The 19,914-nt window shown below is 39.2% G+C and carries 18 protein-coding genes and 1 pseudogene; 12 read left to right on the top strand and 7 right to left on the bottom strand.

Annotated features, from left to right (window positions below):
• The first annotated feature begins 26 nt into the window (after window positions 1–26).
• On the top strand, window positions 27–2,288 hold the full coding sequence (locus tag KDJ85_RS05205) for a TonB-dependent receptor domain-containing protein (protein WP_225818754.1): 2,262 nt from the start codon (window positions 27–29) through the stop codon (window positions 2,286–2,288).
• A 54-nt stretch (window positions 2,289–2,342) separates the two neighbouring features.
• Here the strand turns inward: KDJ85_RS05205 and xseA are convergent, their stop codons facing one another.
• On the bottom strand, window positions 2,343–3,719 hold the full coding sequence (gene xseA / locus KDJ85_RS05200) for an exodeoxyribonuclease VII large subunit (RefSeq protein WP_225818753.1): 1,377 nt from the start codon (window positions 3,717–3,719) through the stop codon (window positions 2,343–2,345).
• A 171-nt stretch (window positions 3,720–3,890) separates the two neighbouring features.
• Between xseA and guaB the strand changes: the two genes are divergently transcribed.
• The 3 genes from guaB (at window position 3,891) to KDJ85_RS05185 (ending at window position 8,567) form a co-directional block, all read left to right on the top strand.
• Window positions 3,891–5,357 (top strand): IMP dehydrogenase, encoded by a 1,467-nt coding sequence (guaB, locus tag KDJ85_RS05195; protein ID WP_225818752.1) that lies wholly within the window; start codon window positions 3,891–3,893, stop codon window positions 5,355–5,357.
• Window positions 5,358–5,441: 84 nt separating this feature from the next.
• A complete protein-coding gene (gene guaA / locus KDJ85_RS05190) occupies window positions 5,442–7,019 on the top strand; it encodes a glutamine-hydrolyzing GMP synthase (RefSeq protein WP_225818751.1) in 1,578 nt (525 codons plus the stop codon).
• A gap of 579 nt (window positions 7,020–7,598) precedes the next feature.
• The gene (locus KDJ85_RS05185) at window positions 7,599–8,567 is read left to right on the top strand and encodes a sugar-binding transcriptional regulator (protein WP_225818750.1); all 969 of its coding nucleotides are present in this window, start codon (window positions 7,599–7,601) and stop codon (window positions 8,565–8,567) included.
• A 74-nt stretch (window positions 8,568–8,641) separates the two neighbouring features.
• Here KDJ85_RS05185 and KDJ85_RS05180 read toward each other — a convergent pair whose 3' ends face one another.
• From KDJ85_RS05180 to KDJ85_RS05165, 4 genes are read right to left on the bottom strand one after another with little or no spacing between them, the layout of a single operon-like run.
• Window positions 8,642–9,097 (bottom strand): PTS sugar transporter subunit IIA, encoded by a 456-nt coding sequence (locus tag KDJ85_RS05180; protein ID WP_225818749.1) that lies wholly within the window; start codon window positions 9,095–9,097, stop codon window positions 8,642–8,644.
• 7 nt (window positions 9,098–9,104) lie between these two features.
• Entirely contained in the window at window positions 9,105–9,389 is a 285-nt protein-coding gene (locus KDJ85_RS05175) for a PTS sugar transporter subunit IIB (RefSeq protein ID WP_225818748.1), read from the bottom strand.
• 24 nt (window positions 9,390–9,413) lie between these two features.
• Window positions 9,414–10,784 (bottom strand): PTS galactitol transporter subunit IIC, encoded by a 1,371-nt coding sequence (locus KDJ85_RS05170; RefSeq protein WP_225818747.1) that lies wholly within the window; start codon window positions 10,782–10,784, stop codon window positions 9,414–9,416.
• A gap of 3 nt (window positions 10,785–10,787) precedes the next feature.
• Complete coding sequence (locus KDJ85_RS05165) at window positions 10,788–11,324, bottom strand: RpiB/LacA/LacB family sugar-phosphate isomerase (RefSeq protein WP_225818746.1); 537 nt, start codon at window positions 11,322–11,324, stop codon at window positions 10,788–10,790.
• Window positions 11,325–11,676: 352 nt separating this feature from the next.
• Between KDJ85_RS05165 and KDJ85_RS05160 the strand changes: the two genes are divergently transcribed.
• From KDJ85_RS05160 to hxlB, 6 genes are all read left to right on the top strand, one after another.
• The gene (locus KDJ85_RS05160) at window positions 11,677–12,432 is read left to right on the top strand and encodes a DeoR/GlpR family DNA-binding transcription regulator (protein ID WP_225818745.1); all 756 of its coding nucleotides are present in this window, start codon (window positions 11,677–11,679) and stop codon (window positions 12,430–12,432) included.
• 497 nt (window positions 12,433–12,929) lie between these two features.
• Entirely contained in the window at window positions 12,930–13,223 is a 294-nt protein-coding gene (locus KDJ85_RS05155; protein WP_225818744.1) for a PTS sugar transporter subunit IIB, read from the top strand.
• 21 nt (window positions 13,224–13,244) lie between these two features.
• Entirely contained in the window at window positions 13,245–14,498 is a 1,254-nt protein-coding gene (locus KDJ85_RS05150) for a PTS transporter subunit IIC (RefSeq protein WP_225818743.1), read from the top strand.
• A gap of 25 nt (window positions 14,499–14,523) precedes the next feature.
• The gene (gene rpe / locus KDJ85_RS05145) at window positions 14,524–15,168 is read left to right on the top strand and encodes a ribulose-phosphate 3-epimerase (protein WP_225818742.1); all 645 of its coding nucleotides are present in this window, start codon (window positions 14,524–14,526) and stop codon (window positions 15,166–15,168) included.
• An 85-nt stretch (window positions 15,169–15,253) separates the two neighbouring features.
• Window positions 15,254–16,006, top strand: coding sequence for an SDR family NAD(P)-dependent oxidoreductase (locus tag KDJ85_RS05140; protein ID WP_225818741.1), 753 nt, complete (start codon window positions 15,254–15,256; stop codon window positions 16,004–16,006).
• A gap of 11 nt (window positions 16,007–16,017) precedes the next feature.
• On the top strand, window positions 16,018–16,578 hold the full coding sequence (gene hxlB, locus KDJ85_RS05135) for a 6-phospho-3-hexuloisomerase (protein ID WP_225818740.1): 561 nt from the start codon (window positions 16,018–16,020) through the stop codon (window positions 16,576–16,578).
• Between the two features lie 101 nt (window positions 16,579–16,679).
• Here the strand turns inward: hxlB and KDJ85_RS05130 are convergent.
• Window positions 16,680–16,748, bottom strand: a pseudogene (locus KDJ85_RS05130) (integrase); the annotation flags it as partial.
• Between the two features lie 223 nt (window positions 16,749–16,971).
• Between KDJ85_RS05130 and alr the strand changes: the two are divergent.
• The gene (alr, locus tag KDJ85_RS05125; protein ID WP_377210593.1) at window positions 16,972–18,228 is read left to right on the top strand and encodes an alanine racemase; all 1,257 of its coding nucleotides are present in this window, start codon (window positions 16,972–16,974) and stop codon (window positions 18,226–18,228) included.
• Window positions 18,229–18,445: 217 nt separating this feature from the next.
• Window positions 18,446–19,183, top strand: coding sequence for a phosphatase (locus tag KDJ85_RS05120; RefSeq protein WP_225818739.1), 738 nt, complete (start codon window positions 18,446–18,448; stop codon window positions 19,181–19,183).
• Between the two features lie 64 nt (window positions 19,184–19,247).
• Here the strand turns inward: KDJ85_RS05120 and KDJ85_RS05115 are convergent, their stop codons facing one another.
• A complete protein-coding gene (locus tag KDJ85_RS05115) occupies window positions 19,248–19,718 on the bottom strand; it encodes a GNAT family N-acetyltransferase (protein WP_225818738.1) in 471 nt (156 codons plus the stop codon).
• Window positions 19,719–19,914: the final 196 nt, after the last annotated feature.

Raw genomic sequence — 19,914 nt, 5'->3', positions numbered from 1 at the left:
ATATTGCGTTTACAGGAATGGTTTAAATGAAAAATAAAATAATAATATTGAGTGCGAGTATGGTTTTTACTGGCGTTCAGGGTATTGCTTTCGCTGAAAATACACAGCAAGAAAATCAAGGCAAAGAAAAGGTTGTTAAATTTAGCCAATTAAAAGTCTCAGGCGCGCAAAAACAAACGCCTTTGGTTAAAGCACTGGAAAAACCAGGTGCTTACAGTGCTGTTGGAACTGAAAATAAGTTACAAGGTATGGATAAAATTATCCGTACTATGCCAGGGACGTACACCCAAATGGATGGCAGCCAAGGCACTATCAATGTGAACATTCGTGGCCTGAGTGGTTTTGGGCGCGTTAATATGATGGTTGATGGCGTGACGCAAAGCTATTATGGTATTTCTCCAAGTAAATATACCCACGGAATGCAACCCAATAATGATTTTGGCTCATTAATTGACCCTAATTTTATTGTTGCTGTAGAAGTGGAAAAAGGGCAGCTCAATGGCAGTAATAGTATCAATGCACTAGCGGGAAGTGCTAACTTTCGTACTATTAGTATTGATGATGTTATTTTTAAAGATAATTTATATGGGCTACGTAGTAAAGCAAGTTGGGGAGATAACGGCCTTGGTTATAACGGCATGGTTTCTGTTGCAGGGAAAACATTATTAAATGATAGCGATGGATACTTTGGCGGTTTAATTGCGGTTAGTGGTCATAACATTCCTGGAAGTTATAAAAATGGGGATGGATTTGATAGCGATGAATTTGCAACAGATCCCTCATTCAAACAAAAACCACAATCTCAATTAGCTAAATTAAAATATAAACCCAGTGATAGTCATGAATTAGAATTTAGTGGGCGTTTTTTACAAAATAAATTAACGAGCAGAAAGATTGATAGTGAAGATTACTATGTCAAATATAAATACACGCCATTAAACGAATTAATTGACGTAGAAGTTTTGGCAAGCCATGGAAATAATAAACAGAAATTCCAAGGTGATCCTGTGGGTGGGGCTTTTAGAGATGCCGTCTCTGAAAATAAATCCGATAGCATTAATCTATCAAATACCAGCCATTTTTCTTATGGAGATATGGATTTTCAGTGGCAGGTTGGTTCTAAATTGATGAAAACCAAATACCAAAAGACATCTCAACCCGTTGAAGACCCAAACACTCAGATTTATAACCCATTTTCACCGAGTGGTACGCAAGATATCGCGAGTGCATATACTCAGCTAGAAGCAAAGTATGATATTTATACGGCGATATTTGACCTTAATTATATGAACTATAAAGTTAAAGGTTATAAACCAGCGTGTGATGCAACCGAAAAATGCTTTCCACAAGAAGCCAGCACGTTGAATATACGTGACAGTGGTCTTAACCCAGGTATTTTGTTATCTGCACAAATTATCCCTGAGTTTCAACCTTTCGTGAGCTATGCGCACTCAATGCGAGCCCCTAATTCACAAGAGGTTTTTTTCTCTCAAAATGGGGGACAAAGCATGAATCCATTCTTAAAAGGCGAAAAAGCGAAAACATGGCAAGTTGGGTTTAATAGCTTTAAGCCTGATTTAGTCATGGAAGGTGACCAGTTTAACCTAAAAGCATTGTGGTTCCATACTCAGGTTAAAGATTACATTACAAGCAAATCTTTTATGCTATGTAGAGCAACCTCACAAGAAGAGTTTGACTGGTGCTTGATTAATGATGATGTTTGGGATAAAGAAAATCCTGATATATTTCAACGTGCAGATATGTATGTTAATGACCCTAGAGACGTGAATTTACGTGGATATGAGCTACAAGCTAACTATGACGCAGGTGTATTTTATTCCATGATTTCTTATACAAAAGAGTCAGGAAAACAGCCTGTTTCTATCAATAGTACATCGGTATTTAGTGCAGGGGACTTTACGCAATTACCAGAATACTATGTCACGTTGGATTCAGGCGTACGGTTATTTGATGAGAAGCTAACACTTGGATCAACCATTACATGGACAGGCCCCTCTAAGCGTATCAGCCCTATTCCTGATGGTGACCAAAATGGCGATGCCATGACAGAAAAATATGAAAAACAACCGACAATTATTGATTTATATGCAGATTATGACATCAGTAAAAACGTCAAATTGATGATGACAGTGAACAACGTAACAAATAAAAACTATACCGATGTGTTAAACCGAGCTAACTCTGGTGCAATTATGGAGGAGCGAGGCAGAAATAATGAAACGGGAAGAGGGCGCACTTATATGCTTGGTGGGCAAGTTCGTTTCTAATTATGGTTTAAATATGGGTTTCATCAAACTAATAAGATGAAACCCATAAAACGGCTAATTTGGTTTTTTCGTTGAGCGTTTTGCTTTCACTTTTTCAATATGGGTAATTTCACTTTCTACCCAGCCATCATTTAAGCGTGTACGTAGCTGTTGTCCCAGTTTAACTTGGGTCGTTTTTTTCAAAACTGCGCCATCAGGTGCTTCGCTAATGCTAAAGCCACGAGCCAGTGTTGCTAATGGGCTAACAGCTTCCATTTTTGAGCACGCTACTGCAAAACGTTGCCTGTAACTGTTCACTAATTGCGTCATCATATTTTGCAAATGGTATTGCACTTGTTGTAAGTGGCGCTGTTGCTTTTGTAATTGTGGTCGTAAATCGTTTTGTTGCAGACTACGATTGGCTCTATCAAATTTAAATGTGGCAGTTTGCAATTGACGAGTCATTGACTGTGCAAGTTTTTGTTGCAATAAATTCAACTGATTATGTTGTCTTGCTAAACGTAATTGCGGGTGTTGCTGTTGTAAACGGTGATGAAGCTTAGCAAAACGTTGCTGTTGCCCTGCGATGTAATAGTCCATCGCCATTTCAAGGTGTTGTTGTGCCGATTTTATCTGGCGGAGCATTTCTTGTTGGTTACGACTAACCAGTTCCGCGGCAGCGGATGGTGTCGGTGCTCTCACATCCGCCACATAATCTGCAATGGTGACGTCAGTTTCATGGCCTACGGCGCTGATGATGGGTAATTGGCTCGAAAATATCGCTCTTGCGACAATTTCCTCATTAAATGCCCATAAATCTTCTAATGAACCACCACCACGGCCAACAATCAATACATCACATTCACGGCGTAAATTTGCTAATTCAATCATACGTGCGATTTGAGCAGGGGCGAGATCCCCTTGAACCGCAGTGGGGTAGATCACAATCGGCAGTGAAGGGTCACGGCGTCGAAGAATATTTAAAATATCGTGCAAAGCCGCACCCGTTGCAGAGGTGATAATCCCCACGCATTTTGCTGGGCTGGGTAACGGTTTTTTATGCAGTGTATCGAATAAACCTTGTGCGCTGAGTGTTTGTTTTAGCAATTCGAAACGTTGCTGTAATAACCCTTCACCCGCAGGTTGCATGCTTTCGATAATTAACTGATAGTCACCGCGGGGTTCATACAAGGTGACGGTGGCGCGAACTAAAACCTGTTGCCCATTTTGCGGACGGAAGGTCACTCGTGCATTTTGCCCACGGAACATCGCCGCACGAACTTGCGCACGGTCATCTTTCAGCGTCAGATACCAATGACCTGAACTAGGCTGGGAAAAATTCGAAATTTCTGCAGTTAGCCATATGCGACCCATTTGCTGATCAAGAAGTTCGCGCACGGCAAGGTTAAGCTTACTAACAGAAAAAATTGCACTATTTTGTGATGTCGACATGTGAGCCAGATCAAATTTTAAAACAAGGACTTAATCGCTAAATACTAACCTAGCTATCGGAGTTATCAAGTAATTTTTCAAAAAAAGGCTGGAAGCAACCGATTACGGTGTGTATAATGCCGCGGCAATATTTTATACCTTTCCATAACGCTGCCTGGTGGGATATTGCCTATGTTACGCATTAAAAAAGAAGCACTAACTTTCGACGATGTATTACTCGTTCCTGCACACTCAACAGTATTACCCAATACTGCTGATCTCTCTACTCAACTGACTGCAAACATCCGCCTGAACATTCCAATGCTTTCTGCAGCAATGGACACCGTCACCGAATCTGACCTTGCAATCGCCTTGGCTCAAGAAGGTGGGATTGGTTTTATCCACAAGAACATGTCTATCGAGCGCCAAGCTGAAGAAGTTCGCCGCGTGAAAAAACATGAAAGTGGTGTTGTTACAGACCCTGTCACTGTTACCCCTGATACCACTATCCGTGAAGTGCAAGAAATGGCTGAACGTAATGGCTTCGCAGGTTATCCAGTGGTGGCGAAAGACAATTCATTAGTCGGTATCATTACAGGCCGTGATGTGCGTTTCGTGACAGATTTAGACCAACCTGTTACTGCGGTTATGACGCCAAAAGAGCGTTTAGTTACCGTCAAAGAAGGTGAAGCACGCGAAATCGTATTACAAAAAATGCATGAAAAACGAGTAGAAAAAGCCTTAGTCATCGACGATAACTTCCATCTGCTAGGGATGATCACCGTTAAAGACTTCCAGAAAGCTGAACGTAAACCAAATGCATGTAAAGACGAGCAAGGTCGTTTACGTGTTGGTGCTGCGGTTGGTGCTGGCGGTGGTAACGAAGAGCGTGTTGATGCGCTGGTTGCGGCGGGTGTAGACGTTTTACTGATAGACTCTTCACACGGCCACTCTGAAGGCGTATTACAACGCATTCGCGAAACTCGCCAAAAATACCCTGACTTACAAATCATTGGTGGTAACGTTGCAACAGCTGAAGGCGCAAAAGCGTTAGCAGATGCAGGCGTGAGCGCAGTGAAAGTCGGTATTGGCCCAGGCTCTATTTGTACTACGCGTATCGTAACGGGTGTTGGTGTACCACAAATTACCGCCATTGCAGAAGCTGCAGAAGCACTTGAAGGCACGGGTATTCCAGTTATTGCAGATGGTGGTATTCGTTTCTCTGGTGATATCTCCAAAGCGATTGCCGCGGGTGCTGCGTGTGTGATGGTGGGTTCCATGTTCGCAGGGACTGAAGAATCTCCGGGTGAAACTATCCTGTTCCAAGGCCGTACTTACAAAGCATACCGTGGTATGGGCTCATTAGGGGCAATGTCTAAAGGTTCTTCAGACCGTTATTTCCAATCTGATAACGCAGCAGATAAATTAGTGCCAGAAGGCATTGAAGGCCGTGTTGCCTACAAAGGCCGCCTGAAAGAAATCATTCACCAACAAATGGGTGGTTTACGTTCCTGTATGGGGCTGACGGGTTGTGGTACCATTGACGCTCTGAGAACAAAAGCGGAATTTGTCCGTATCAGTGGCGCGGGTATTCAAGAAAGCCACGTGCACGATGTGACCATCACAAAAGAATCACCAAACTATCGTTTGGGACAATAACCGATAACTTTACAGGGTGGTGTGCTGATGTACTGCACATCACCAATTTTTATTTTTGACTTGAATTTTTGGAATTCTCCTCAAATGACAACAAATATCCATAAGCATCGCATCCTTATCCTTGACTTCGGTTCGCAATATACACAGCTGATTGCCCGCCGTATCCGTGAAATTGGCGTTTATTGTGAACTCTGGGCGTGGGACGTTACAGAAGAGCAAATTCGAGAATTTAATCCAAATGGTATTATTCTTTCTGGTGGCCCAGAAAGTACGACTGAGAATGATAGCCCACGAGCACCCGACTATGTCTTCAATGCAGGCGTGCCAGTATTAGGTATCTGCTATGGCATGCAAACCATGTCCATGCAACTCGGTGGGGCTGTTGAAGTTTCAGGTGAACGTGAGTTTGGCTATGCAAACGTTGAAATCACTGAACAATGTGAATTATTCCGCGATATCAAAGACTCTCTCAATGAAGCGGGCAAACCTGTTTTAGACGTGTGGATGAGCCATGGCGACAAAGTAACGGCTATCCCTGCGGATTTTAAAACCATCGCAAGCACCCCAAGCTGCCCATATGCCATCATGGCAAACGAAGAGAAAAAATTCTACGGAGTGCAGTTCCACCCAGAAGTGACGCATACACACCAAGGTTTAAACATCTTAAAACGTTTCGTTCAAGATATTTGCCAGTGTGATGCATTATGGACACCTGCTGCGATTATCGAAGACACTGTTGCGCGCTTGAAAGAGCAAATCGGTGATGACCACGTATTGCTGGCATTGTCAGGCGGTGTTGATTCTTCAGTTACCGCTTTACTGTTAAATCGCGCTATTGGTAAACGCTTAACGTGCGTCTTCGTCGACAACGGTTTATTACGTTTAAACGAAGCTGATCAAGTGATGGAGATGTTTGAAGGTAAATTTGACCTAAACATTGTTCATGCCAAAGCGGAAGACCGTTTCTTAAATGCCCTTGCAGGGATCAGCGATCCAGAAGCGAAACGTAAGAAAATTGGCCATGTATTTATCGAAGTTTTCGATGAAGAATCATCTAAACTACCAAATATCAAGTGGTTAGCTCAAGGGACTATCTACCCAGACGTTATTGAATCAGCAGCTTCTGCAACAGGCAAAGCGCACGTCATTAAATCTCACCACAATGTGGGTGGATTGCCAGATGATATGAAACTTGGCTTAGTGGAGCCATTAAAAGAGCTGTTCAAAGACGAAGTGCGTAAAATTGGCTTAGAGTTAGGCCTACCTTATGACATGTTATATCGTCACCCATTCCCAGGCCCAGGTTTAGGGGTTCGTGTATTAGGTGAAGTGAAGAAAGAGTACTGTGACTTACTGCGCCGTGCAGATGCTATCTTTATCGAAGAACTGCATAAAGCTGATTTATATCATAAGGTTAGCCAAGCATTCACTGTGTTCTTACCTGTTCGCTCTGTTGGCGTTATGGGCGATGGCCGTAAATATGACTGGGTTGTTTCACTGCGTGCAGTTGAAACCATCGACTTTATGACAGCTCATTGGGCACACTTACCATACGATTTCTTAGGCCGCGTTTCTAACCGCATCATCAATGAGGTTAATGGTATTTCCCGCGTGGTTTATGATATCAGCGGCAAGCCACCTGCGACAATTGAGTGGGAATAATCCCCCAATAAGAATCAGCTGGCACTGACTGGCAAAATAACAACTTAAGCCCATGTAAAAGTGGGCTTTTTTGTTTTTATAGCTTGCCGTATCTGGCACTAATTAGCAGCGTCAAGCACAAGTTGAATGTGTTAGTTGATTTAGATTTAACAATTTTTTCTCAGTACATTACTAAATCTGACCGGGGGCTTTGGGCTAAGAGAAGACTAAGCTCCCCTTAAGCATAAATAGATTACATCTAAATGAATAATTATTTTCGTGATAGATTCACCTTTCATTGCAGTAACCTAACAATTCAGTAAAAGTGACTTTTCCTCTAAAAAATTTAGGCTCAATAGCAGGATAGTTTTTAGCTACTTTAATTTGGGTAATTAAATGTTAATTTATTAATATCTTTAAGTTTTGTCGTGTTGCATTTCAAAATATGAGCGCAGACTCTATTAAAGGTACTAAACTAACTATGGCACTTCAGATTTACCTTATGAGCATAAAAACGTATACTCTTTTGATAAAAAATATCTTGGCAATAATGTTATCGCCTATTTATTTGTACCACTTAAATCCATAATGGAGTCTATGATGCCCGAACAAAAAATGAAAAATCGCTGGCAGCACTCTGATCCTCGATACATTTATTCCTTTGTTGCTAAACGTTATTTTTCAGAAATGAAAACTAAAATTGAAATAGCGGAAGAGCTTGGTGTGTCTCGCTTTAAAGTAGCTAGGCTGATTGATGAATCTATAGAGCAAGGTTACGTTAAATTCATTTTTCCTAAGCAACAAGTCTTAGACGAAGAGATAACTCGAAACTTATGTGAAAAATACAATTTACACGATACAGTTATTCTCTCTATCTCTGACTCTTGGTCTTCTCAGGAACAATTAAACGCAAAACTTGGTGGCATCACAGCGCAGTACCTAACAAAAAATCTAAAAGAAGGGATGAAGCTGGGAGTCGCTTGGGGAAGGGTATTATCAAGTACAGTGAGTCAACTTGAGTCATTACCACCTTTGGATGTTGTCCAACTTTCAGGCGTTCATCCAGGCATTGAATTTAGTCAAGGGCCCATTGATTTAATTCATAAAATAGCGTCTGTTTCTCAAGGGAAAGCCTATCCAATGTATGTGCCAATGTGGGTGGATGATAAAAGTCTCGCACAGAAACTCTGTGAAGATCAAGCGGTGATGGAAACTCAGAAATTTTATTCAAACTTAGATGTTATTATAACGGGGATTGGGGACTGGAAGTCGGGCTCTTCCAGCTTATATGATATTTTTCCTAAATCTTGGAGTACTCCATTGATTAACCAAGATATTGCAGCTGATATCTGCATTACCCTTGTGAATAGCAAAGGTGAAATTTTAGCAAGCCCGATGACAAACTATGGTTTCGGTATCACCAGTGAACAGCTGAGAAATACTAAAAAAGTGATAGGTGTTGCTGGTGGTGAGGAAAAATATCAAGGTATTGTTGCATCTTTAAAATCGGGTCTTCTTGATGTTTTAATCACTGATTTTGATACGGCAACGAAGCTTTTAAATGAATAACATGATCAAATAAAGTACACAAAAATTTAATTAAACAAGGTAGATACCGAGATATCTACCTTTTTTGTTTATTTCTAGATAGAAAGCTTTTCTAACACATACTTTCCAACTTCATCTGTCGATAACTGCCGACATGACTCGATAAACTCAATATCTTGGAATAATGTAAACAAACGACGCAGTATGGATAAGTGTTGGTCACTGGTTGCGAAAGCAAGATTAAACATGATGTGACAATCCACAACGAGATCAGAATCTTCCATCTGACCAAAAGTCACCGCTTCTTTAAATCGTACTATACAAATGCTGTTGGTTTTAACCAGTGTATAATCAGCGTGAGGAATTGCAATGCCTTGCCCATTCCCCATTAATAAACCCGTTGGGTAGGTCTTTTCTCGTTCTAAGCAAGCGGTGATATATTCTGGCGAAATATAACCTTGCTCCAACAATTTTTGACCTGAAAATTCAATGGCTGATTGCCAGTTTTCTATTTTTCCATCAACATCGTTGACTAGAATTTCAAATTTCATATCGCACCTACTTTTGAATAACGTCTTTGACAGCATCAAAAATTTCGTCTTCTCCGATACCCGTTAATAAACCTGCTCCTACAATCACGCGAGTAGTAATTTCTGGGTTATCAAGCTTGGTTGATGAAACCACTAAATCATAACTATTAAAAGTATCGGCAGAACATGCCATTAGTGATGATTTCTCAACTTGTGCTTCGATATTTTCTTCTTTCAAAAAATCTTGCAATACAGACACCATAATTGAAGAAGAGGCGATACCATTTCCACATACAACTAAAATCTTTTTCATTTTGATTATTCCTAAGTAAATGGTTTAAAGTGTTTTTTCCACTTCATTTTCTAATTTATGACGTGACTTTTGTTTAATTAAATACCCAACAGAGACTAAGAGAACGCCGGCCAGAACATACCCAACAACACCAACATGGCTAAGTGCAGCAAATAGCCCTGTGAATGGATTAGCTGATGGGTTAAGTGATGAATACATCACACTTGCATCCGGATTTGTCCCAAATTTTTGGAATACTTCATTGGTTGCAGGCGCCATCCATGAAGCAATATAGAGCCCTCCACCAAATAAGAAGATTGACGTTACCCATGTACGAATGATATTCCCGTTAAAAATAGGTACCATGCAAGCAATAAAGAACACAAACTGTGAGAGGTCGCCCAATGGCATTACTCGGTTACCCGGTAAAATAACAGCCAGAATAACAATAACGGGGATCAAGAGTAATGCTGGTGCAATTACAGAAGGATGCCCCACAATAAGCGCTGTATCCATACCCACCGTAATGTCTCTATTTGGAAAACGTTTTACTAATTTCTTACGTGCAACATTTGATAACGGAACCAAACCTTCCATCATGATAGAGGTCATTCTTGGTAGTAATAGCATGACTGCTGCAAGGTACATACCGAGTTGTAAGCTTGCAATAATTGTGTGATAAGGGGATTCCCAACCATAACCACAAAAACCCAATAAAATACCAATGATAAAACCAACCATAGTCGGGTCACCAAGGATACCAAAACGTTTTTGGATACTTTCAGCGGTAACATTCCAGTGACGAAAACCAGGAATACGATCATAAACCCAATTAAATGGGTAGGCGAAAAGCATATACGTATTTGCTACGGGGTGTGAAATCGCGACACCTTTTGGCAGATTAAAGAATTTTTCATTATTTTTCGCCCCAAGATCGGCAGCAATTAATGCCCAAACATGGAATAATCCAGCAGTTAACACGCCATAAAAAAAGCTGCCGGAGTAGACACCCACAATTGCCCCCATTGATGCATTTTGGTGTAAATTGAATACATCAACATTGACACAATCAGTCAAACGAACCAACAGCATGATAATATTCACGGCAACACAAAGCGGAATGATTATTGCCCCCATGCTAGAGCCAAATCCCATCACCGCAGTTGCTGCACCGCCAACATCGATAGCACTTAGGGAAGAACCTGTTCTTTCAGCCAGCCCAGTGACGGCGGGTTGCATTTTTTCAAGCATGAATCTTATGGTCATTGTTAGCGCAATGAACCCTATTCCAACTTTAATTGCTGAAGAAATACACTCAGACCATGGACGACCTAACATCTTCATTAATATAAGAAAAATGACAGGGATAAAAATAAAATTTCCTAAATCATTAATAAACTGCGTTATTAATTCCATTTTTTATGCCCTCAGTTTATCGTCATCTGGTCTAAACCCCATATTCCAGCGAACATTTTCTGGTTTTACTAATAGTGAATTATCGCTGCGTTCGGCTTCTAAAAGATTTTTTTTGGAGTTTTCTCTCGCGGTTGAAAAATCAAACGAATTGTCATACCAAGAGTCAATAATCATTTTCGTATATTCTAAATCACTCACTCTGCATCCTAGGCCAATAACTTGTGCATTGTTACTTAGTCTTGCACGCTTAGCAGAATAAGGGTTTGTCACTGCTACAGCCCGGATCCCCCAATGTTTATTGATTTGGCAAGTAAACCCAATTCCTGTTCCGCAGATATAAATACCTAAACGACATTCATCACGTTGAATAACACCTGCCATTTCATCCGCAAGGATCGCAAAATTATTCACACCGTCCTTTTTTTGCTTAACTGGATCATAAACAATCTCTGCATTTTTTTCTTCTAGCAGATATTTTTTAATTTCTTCCTTGCGTTCAAAACCAACATCATCACATGCAATTGCTATTTTCGTTTTCATATTACCCAACCTGTCAATTAATTCATAAAGCCAAGTATGCAATTGGTAATTATTGGTTGTCAACTGAGATTAATGTCACATATTTTGTAACATATTGATATTTATTCAGTTAAAAGCAAATAAAAGCCAATATTATTTTTTTGTCGGATATTTTGATACGACGAAGATTATTTCGTGAAATAAATCTTATTGTTATTAAAAGTGTTTAAAAACAATGTATTGAATTGTTTTGTTTTTTCAGTGAAAAATTGACAGAATGGCTTTTATTGAGTGTGGGATTTGCTTTTATTGGTAATAATTGTGTTATTATCTCCATAATTCCAACATGCATAAGAGAATAGAGGTAAGTTAAATGTACATAGTTGATGAAAGGAGAAAAATGATCCTTGATGATATTATTTCTGCAGGCACTGTTCATGTGAGTGAGCTTGCTAAAAAGTATTCAGTCACTTATGAAACAATTAGAAAAGACTTAACTTACCTTGAGCAAAAAGGCTTGCTTGTTAAAAGCCATGGTGGAGCGACCTTAAAACAAGGTGCAATTGAGCACTCCTTTCAGGTGAGAGAAAAAGAAAATACAGTCTACAAAAAAGCAATTGCGCGCAAAGCGCTTGAGTTTATTCCCGCAAATAGCTCCATGATAATCGGTACAGGTAGTTCTACTTTTGAATTAGCAAATTTACTTTGCCTAAAATCAGGCTATAAAATTTTTACTGACTCATTACCTGTCGCAAGTATATTGATTGAATCGGATAACCAAGTTTTTCTTTTTGGGGGAGAGCTGAGGAAAAAAAGTTCTTCTGTTTTCGGTGGCTGGGCTGTATCCATGATCAATGGTATTAATGTTGATTTATGTTTTATTGGTACAGATGGATTCCATAACCTATCGGGACCATCAACACCATCGTCCTCAGATGCATTTATCGATAAGGCCATCATCGCACATTCTGAAAAGAAATATGTACTTGGTGATTATTCTAAGTTTCAACGTAGCAGCCTGTTTAAAATTTGCGAATGGAATGAAATTACAGCCCTTATTACAAATGATATTGCTGATAAAGACCGTGTAAATGAGCTCAGTAAACAAACAAAAGTAATCACCTGCTAAATGACAAGCATCTTTACTGTACTGGTGCTCAAAAGAGCGGATAAGCACCAGTGCCTCACATCGAATAAAACTCACCACCTTCCTCCCCAAGTAGTACAGAAATAGCTTTATTTAGCCATGTAGTCATTATTTAGGCTTAATTGATTAAAGCTAATCACTCCAACTTCGACGTTTTTTCAGGTTTTCATATGAAGCATTATCTTCTTTCCGCTCTTATGAGCGGAAAATAAAATGGTTTAATGCTATTTTGTGTGACTTAAGTAGTGTTTTTTAATAATACACATTGCCGCTCATTATGCTCGTGATATAAACGCTCTTATGTTTGTTGTTCATTTTCTCATATGAGCATTATTAACGGAGGATGAAACAACGCAATTACTGATGGCCTTTCGAATAGGATAAAATTTATACACTAGTTATTAATGCTTGTTATGAAATCAATAATTAGTAATTTATATCACTATTTATGTTAACAATAACAATGAATTGGAGTTTCTATGATTACTATCCTTGTCGCCTGCGGAAGCGGAGTAGCAACATCAACTTTAGCTGCTGATGAAGTTAAAGCAGTTTGTTCTCAATACAATATAACATCATACAAAATCAACAAATGTAGCATGTCAGAACTATCATCTGAGATAACAAATGCGGACGTTGTCCTCACAACAAATAACTATAAAGGTGAAATTGATAAGCCTCATATGAGCGTTGCAGGGTTCATCACTGGAATCAATGAAGATGCACTAAGGAAAAAGTTAGGAGAACTATTAACTGGATTAATAAAAAGTTAATAAGGAACGGGGGAAACCAAAATGGAAATGTTAAAAAACATGATGTTAACAATAACTGGTATGGGCGCAACAGCAATATTGCCACTAGTTATTTTCATTCTCGGTTTAGTTTTTCGCATGAAAGTGGGCGCGGCGATAAAATCAGGTATTACGGTTGGTATTGGTTTTATTGGATTAGGGCTAGTTGTTGGTTTGTTAAACTCCTCACTACAACCAGCAATTGAATATTATTCAAATGTAGGGAGTGGATTCACAATTGCGGATATTGGTTGGCCAGCCGTTGGTGCCGCAGCATGGGTAGCTCCTTTTGCTGCACTCGTGATCCCGATTGGTATTGTCTTAAATCTTTTCTTAGTTCGCTTAAAACTAACAAAAACATTGAATGTTGATATTTGGAATTACATGCACTTTCTTGTTCCTGGTGCATTGGCTTATTTCGTGTTCGATAGTTTCTTTCTTGGGTTGGGTATTTCTGTTGCGTTAAGTGTTGCAGCTTTATTTGTGGGTGATCTCATTGCACCTCGTTGGCAGAAATATTACGGACTAGAAGGAACAACGTGTACCACTATGATCCACACAGGTTGGACACTACCTTTTGCATGGGTTGTTAATAAAATCATCGATTACATCCCTGTGATTAATAAACTCGATGTAGACCTAGAAAGTGCGCAAAAACGCCTTGGTGTATTTGGCGAACCTGCCATTATCGGGGTGATTGTCGGGCTTTTACTCGGGGTATTAACAAAACAAAATATTACCACTATTGTGCCAATGGCTATGGGGGTGGCCGGTGTCATGGTATTGCTGCCTAAAGTGGTCAGTATATTGATGGAGGGTCTAAACCCTATTGGTAAAAGTGCCAAAGAAATCATGCAAAAACAAATGGGTAAAGATGCGGAACTTAATATTGGTATGGATTGCGCCCTTGCATTAGGTGACCCATCAACCGTTACGGTAACAGTGATAACAATTCCATTAACCATGTTATGCGCTTTGGTGTTACCTGGAATTCAAATTTTCCCTATTGGAGTGCTGATGTCCATCATCTACATGACCACAATGACTGTCATGGTATGTAATGGGAATGTCATCCGCTCAATCATATCAACAGTGCTATTTTGTATTGTTGTTATGTACTTAGGTGCCTATGTTGCGCCTGGGGCGACAGAATTTTTAAATGGGGCAGGCGTCGGCCTTAACGGGCAAGGTACGGACTTTGTTCTAACTGGGCCTTGGGAAGTTTTGACTTACTGGTTAAGTACATTTTCTCATTAATTAATAACCTATGGAGTAAATGGAAATGGCACAAATACTACCTTCAATCTTCGGTGCAAATATCTTACGCCTACAAGATGAAATTGAATTTTTACAGTCTGAAAAAACAGGAATTTTACATGTTGATTTAATGGATGGAAATTTTGTTAGCAATATCGCCTTTGGGCCAAACCAAATTGCTGCACTCAAACAAGTTAGCACGATGGTATTTGATGTTCATATGATGTTAGCAAACCCAGAAAGTCACATTGACGATGTCATTAAAACTGGTGCTGAAATGGTTTCTGTTCATTATGAATCAACACCGCATATTCATTATATTTTGCAAAAAATAAAGAAGGCAGGACGTCAAGCGGGCGTGGTTTTAAATCCGGGTACACCAGAAAGTGTACTGGAATATTTACTCGATGATATTGACTATGTATTACTGATGACAATTAACCCTGGGCAACCAGGACAAGTATTTATAGAAAAGAGTTTAGAAAAAATACGTAATACTAAAAAACTCATCGCGAACCGAAATATCAAAATAGAAGTGGATGGCGGCGTTAATATTGAAATTGCAAAAAAAGTTAAAGATGCAGGTGCCGATTTAATTGTGGTAGGTGGTGCGCTATTTAATGGTAATGCAAAAGAAAATTATCAATTATTAAATAAAGCCATTCAATAAAATGAAATATTAATTCTTAGGTTCTATTTAAATAATAGAGGGAGCACTATTCCTCTGTCCATTAAAATTTAAGAGGTAAATATAAATGAGCAATTTCATTGGGAAAGTTGCATTGATTACAGGTGGTGCGCATGGTATTGGTAAAGGCATCGCGAAACAATTTGCCAATAAAGGTGCGCACACGATAATCGTTGATTATAATGAACAAAATGGTATTGAAACTGCAAAAGAATTAACTTTTGGTAAAGTTAAGTCATTATTTATTAAAACAGATGTTTCTGATCCTCAAGCATTAATTAAAGTTCGCGAAGATGTATTCAATGCATTTGGCCGTATTGACATTTTGATTTTAAATGCTGGCGTAGCCTTTGCAAATAAAGTTAATGATATTTCTTATGATGAATGGAATAAAACAATCTCAATTAATTTAAGCGGTTTATTTAATACAGTTAAAGCATTCTATGATGATTTTTTAATAAATCATGGTTCGATTGTTTATATATCATCTGGTTCTGCACTCTCTGGTACGGGAGGCGGTGTGAGTTATCCTGCAAGTAAAGCCGGTGGTGAAGGGCTTATTCGTGGTCTAGCAAAAGAGCTGGGCCCAAAAGGCGTTAATGTTAATGCTATCGCGCCACGCCTGATTGATACAGGTGAAATGATGCGTGTTAATTATCCAACGCAAGCAGATTTAGACGCTGTGCTTGAAAAAATTCCTGTTCGACGCCTTGGTACGATAGATGATGTTGCTAATCTAGCCGTTTTCCTAGCAGACAAATCAAATTCTTATATCCAAGGGCAAACAATTTTAATGGACGGCGGACGTACTATTGCATAAAGGAATGTAAAATGAATATTCAAGAATACACTATTAATATTTTAAAAGAATTAGAACAAAACGCGCTGAAAATTAATGATACGCAAGCCGATCAATTCGTTGAACAAATCCGTCAAGCAAACCATATATTTTTGCAAGGGGCTGGCCGTAGCGGGATAGCTATTAGGGCTTTTGCTAATCGACTCTTGCACCTCGGTTTTTCAGTCAGTGTAGTCGGGGAGATTTCATCCCCTCATACACAAGCTGGTGACCTTGTCATCATAGGTTCAGGAAGTGGAGAAACAGGAAGTTTAGTGAGTTTAGCTCAAAAAGCCGTCGACAGTGGTGTTAGTGTTGCGCTAGTAACGATGAAAGCGGATTCCTCTATTGGCCACTTAGCGAATAGCATATTGGTATTACCAGGAACAGTTAAAAACGATAACACCCGAAAAGAGGACGTATTTTCACAGCCGATGGGGTCAGCATTCGAACAACTATGTTTTATTACTTATGATGCGATTATATTAAAGCTTATGAGTTTATTGAACGAAACCAGTGAAAGCATGTTCAGACGGCACGCCAATCTTGAATAAGCACCCGACTATTTTTTAAATGTAGCACGCTTCAATTAAAGATAAGTGAACAATGGCCTCATCTACATTAGGCACAGGGCTGGGGAACAGCCCTGATAGATTTATACTTCAATTGACTCAGATATCTCCAATACATTATCGACTTCGATACCGAGGTAACGAACTGTGCTATTTGTATGGAATGAATATTCTTTAGGCGCTAATGTTCATTCGAACAGATCAGTTAACTGACACTAGACAGGGCATATGTTTTTTATAACCAATCGCCTTTTTATGCAATAAAAGTGAATTATTACTTGTTCAATTTCCTTAAGTTGCTATCATCCAAAGAAGTTATACATTTCATGTATATTTCTATATCCCACAATCATAAAAATAATGAGTTGGGGCAACATGATAACAGTTAAGGAAAATCTTGTGGCATTCCGTTTAAAATATCTGGCATTACTCCCTCTTTTTGTTGCAGCGACCGCTTGTCAGCAGCCTACTAATTCAAATAACACTTCTATTTCAATGCCAGCTGCGCAAGTACAGCCAGTTGTTGTAAATAATTCATGGATTGAAATTTCACAAAGCGCACTGGATTTTAATATCAAAAAAGTTCAAGCGTTATTAGGGGATAAATCTGCCATGTGCGCCGTTCTCAAAGGGGATGCTTATGGCCATGATTTATCATTAGTGACGCCAGTGATGATGGCTAATAACGTACAATGTATTGGTGTCACTAATAACCAAGAATTAAAAACAGTGAGAGATCTTGGTTTCAAAGGCCGTTTAATGCGCGTTAGAAGTGCAACTGAAAAAGAAATGGCGCAAGCAACGCAGTATCAAACGGAAGAGTTAATCGGTAATTTAGAAATGGCACAGCGCTTAAATGCGATTGCAATGAAACAAGGCAAAGTTATTCCAATTCACCTTGCATTGAACTCAGCAGGAATGTCACGAAATGGCTTAGAAGTGAGTAATGCTGAAGGATTACAACAAGCTAAGTTGATTTCACAATTACCAAATTTAAAAGTTGTTGGCATTATGTCCCATTATCCAGAAGAAGATGAGACACAAATTCGCAAAGATCTCGCTAAATTTAATAAAGAATCTCAGCAAGTATTGAATATAACGGGGTTAAAACGCGAAGATATTACACTGCATGTTGCGAATACTTATGCAACAATTACCGTCCCTGAATCGTGGTTAGATATGGTGCGTGTTGGCGGTATTTTTTATGGCGATACCGTTGCAACCAACGACTACAAACGTGTGATGACATTGAAATCAAATATTGCTTCAGTAAATCATTATCCGAAAGGCAACACGGTTGGATATGATCGTACCTTTACACTGAAACGTGATTCTGTTTTAGCGAATATCCCCGTTGGTTATGCTGATGGTTATCGTCGCGTATTTAGTAATACTGGGCATGTGCTTATCAATGGCCAGAAAGTACCCGTATTAGGGAAAACTTCAATGAATACTGTGATGGTAGATGTGACTGATATAAAACAAGTCCGCCCAGGTGATGAAGTGGTTTTCTTTGGCAAGCAAGGTAATGAAGAAGTTACGGCTGAAGAAGTAGAAGACATCAGCGGTGCACTGTTTACAGAAATGTCCATCCTTTGGGGGGCGACCAATAAACGCGTCTTAGCGAATTAACTTAATGTTTTATTCAACATATTTTAACCCGCATTGATTGCGGGTTTTTTATCCTAAAAATAATTTAGGATTATATGCAATGTATTGCAATGTGTTGATAAAGTGCTGTTTAAGTGAATGACTATCGAAACCTTTACGTTGATATGTTAGCTTGGTTGAACCTTTTCTGAGCGGATAGACTCAGAAGGCGAATAGTAGAATGAGAAGGATATTATTTATGTATCAAGTTGATTTACACGCCCATACCATTGCCAGCACCCATGCATACAGTACTGTTAATGAATATTTTGCTGAGGCCGCGAGCCGTGGTGTAAAGCTATTTGCAATCACCGATCATGGCCCTGAAATGCAGGATGCACCGCACGAATGGCATTTTGGTAATATGCCCATTTTACCGCGGATTGTTGATGGCGTTGGCTTATTGTATGGCATTGAGGCCAATATTAAAAATAAGCTAGGCGAAACAGATTGTAATGAAAAAATTGCTCGCCACTTAGACATTATTTTAGCAGGCTTTCATGAACCTGTTCTTGAACCACAAAGTCTTGCAGATAATACCGAAGCAATGATTGCCACTATCCGCAGTGGAAAAGTACAGATTATTACACATCCTGGTAATCCAAAATATCCTATTGATATCAAAGCGGTTGCCCAAGCAGCCAAAGAGTGTAATGTGGCGCTAGAAATGAATAATTCGTCTTTTTTGCACTCGAGAGCGGGAAGTCAACAAAATTGTCTCGAGATTGCAAAAGCAGTAAAAGAAGCAGGGGGGTGGGTTGCGTTGGGTTCTGACTCCCATTTTGCAGGCTATTTAGGGCGTTTTGATCGCGTAGTGGAAATGTTGGAATCGATTGATTTCCCTCAATCACAAATTTTAAATGTAACTCCCCGTCGAGTGTTGGATTTTCTTGAATCCCATGGACGTAAACCAATCCCTGAATTTGCAGATTTTTAGTGAACAAATCAGATAACCTGCAAGAAATAAAGCCGTTAATACGCTAACGGCTTTTGCTTTTATCTTATAACTCTATTTCCATTCGTATACAGGATAAATTAACCTGAGCGAGTGCAGAATAATAATTATCATGGCAAATAGAGGTAAACCCGTGTTTTTGGTAAAAGCGCTCTGCATTTGGTGATGAGTCTAAGGTTAGGTTTTTTATTTTTCGTTTTCTCGCTTCGGCTTTTATTGCATCCAATATTAAACCTGCCGCACCATATCCCATATACTCTGGCAGAGTGAATATCGCATCAATACTATTTGATTCTAAATTTAAAAAGCCCGTTGATACCGCGTCACCGAGTTCATTTACAGCAACAAAAAAGGGGTTGTTCTCAACCATCTTTATGTAGCTTAGTGGCATTTCATCAGGTGTCCAATTACAAATCGTTTGTGCGTCATAGCTTGTTTTACAGCCATGGCGAATGGCTTGATTACGAATAAACCATAACCGTTTGGCTTCTTTTGGTGTTGCTAATCGAATTTGCATTTTCTTACCTAAATAATGTCATTTCTCATCATTTTATTAAAACCAAAAACAAAGGAGGAAAGCAAGTTATAAAGTATTAACAGTTAAAATTAGGCTAGAAAACAAAAAAAGAGTACAACAAATTAATTGATATTAAGTGGGTAATTTAAATTAAAAAATTGAAAACAAATAAGAGATTGAGTTAATCTGTTGTTTT

The sequence above is a fragment of the Providencia vermicola genome (assembly GCF_020381325.1).
Taxonomy (GTDB): domain Bacteria; phylum Pseudomonadota; class Gammaproteobacteria; order Enterobacterales; family Enterobacteriaceae; genus Providencia; species Providencia vermicola.
Note: the sequence above shows the minus strand (reverse complement) of the source record. Positions and strands in the feature narration are given on the sequence as shown.

Bases quoted from the DNA above. Each gene is read 5' to 3' on its own strand.
- KDJ85_RS05155 (WP_225818744.1), top strand. From the start codon at position 12,930: ATGATTACTATCCTTGTCGCCTGCGGAAGCGGAGTAGCAACATCAACT.
- xseA (WP_225818753.1), bottom strand. From the start codon at position 3,719: ATGTCGACATCACAAAATAGTGCAATTTTTTCTGTTAGTAAGCTTAAC.
- KDJ85_RS05160 (WP_225818745.1), top strand. From the start codon at position 11,677: ATGTACATAGTTGATGAAAGGAGAAAAATGATCCTTGATGATATTATT.
- KDJ85_RS05115 (WP_225818738.1), bottom strand. From the start codon at position 19,718: ATGCAAATTCGATTAGCAACACCAAAAGAAGCCAAACGGTTATGGTTT.
- KDJ85_RS05180 (WP_225818749.1), bottom strand. From the start codon at position 9,097: ATGAAATTTGAAATTCTAGTCAACGATGTTGATGGAAAAATAGAAAAC.
- guaA (WP_225818751.1), top strand. From the start codon at position 5,442: ATGACAACAAATATCCATAAGCATCGCATCCTTATCCTTGACTTCGGT.
- hxlB (WP_225818740.1), top strand. From the start codon at position 16,018: ATGAATATTCAAGAATACACTATTAATATTTTAAAAGAATTAGAACAA.
- KDJ85_RS05150 (WP_225818743.1), top strand. From the start codon at position 13,245: ATGGAAATGTTAAAAAACATGATGTTAACAATAACTGGTATGGGCGCA.
- KDJ85_RS05185 (WP_225818750.1), top strand. From the start codon at position 7,599: ATGCCCGAACAAAAAATGAAAAATCGCTGGCAGCACTCTGATCCTCGA.
- KDJ85_RS05175 (WP_225818748.1), bottom strand. From the start codon at position 9,389: ATGAAAAAGATTTTAGTTGTATGTGGAAATGGTATCGCCTCTTCTTCA.
- KDJ85_RS05165 (WP_225818746.1), bottom strand. From the start codon at position 11,324: ATGAAAACGAAAATAGCAATTGCATGTGATGATGTTGGTTTTGAACGC.
- guaB (WP_225818752.1), top strand. From the start codon at position 3,891: ATGTTACGCATTAAAAAAGAAGCACTAACTTTCGACGATGTATTACTC.
- KDJ85_RS05140 (WP_225818741.1), top strand. From the start codon at position 15,254: ATGAGCAATTTCATTGGGAAAGTTGCATTGATTACAGGTGGTGCGCAT.
- rpe (WP_225818742.1), top strand. From the start codon at position 14,524: ATGGCACAAATACTACCTTCAATCTTCGGTGCAAATATCTTACGCCTA.
- KDJ85_RS05205 (WP_225818754.1), top strand. From the start codon at position 27: ATGAAAAATAAAATAATAATATTGAGTGCGAGTATGGTTTTTACTGGC.
- alr (WP_377210593.1), top strand. From the start codon at position 16,972: ATGATAACAGTTAAGGAAAATCTTGTGGCATTCCGTTTAAAATATCTG.
- KDJ85_RS05170 (WP_225818747.1), bottom strand. From the start codon at position 10,784: ATGGAATTAATAACGCAGTTTATTAATGATTTAGGAAATTTTATTTTT.
- KDJ85_RS05120 (WP_225818739.1), top strand. From the start codon at position 18,446: ATGTATCAAGTTGATTTACACGCCCATACCATTGCCAGCACCCATGCA.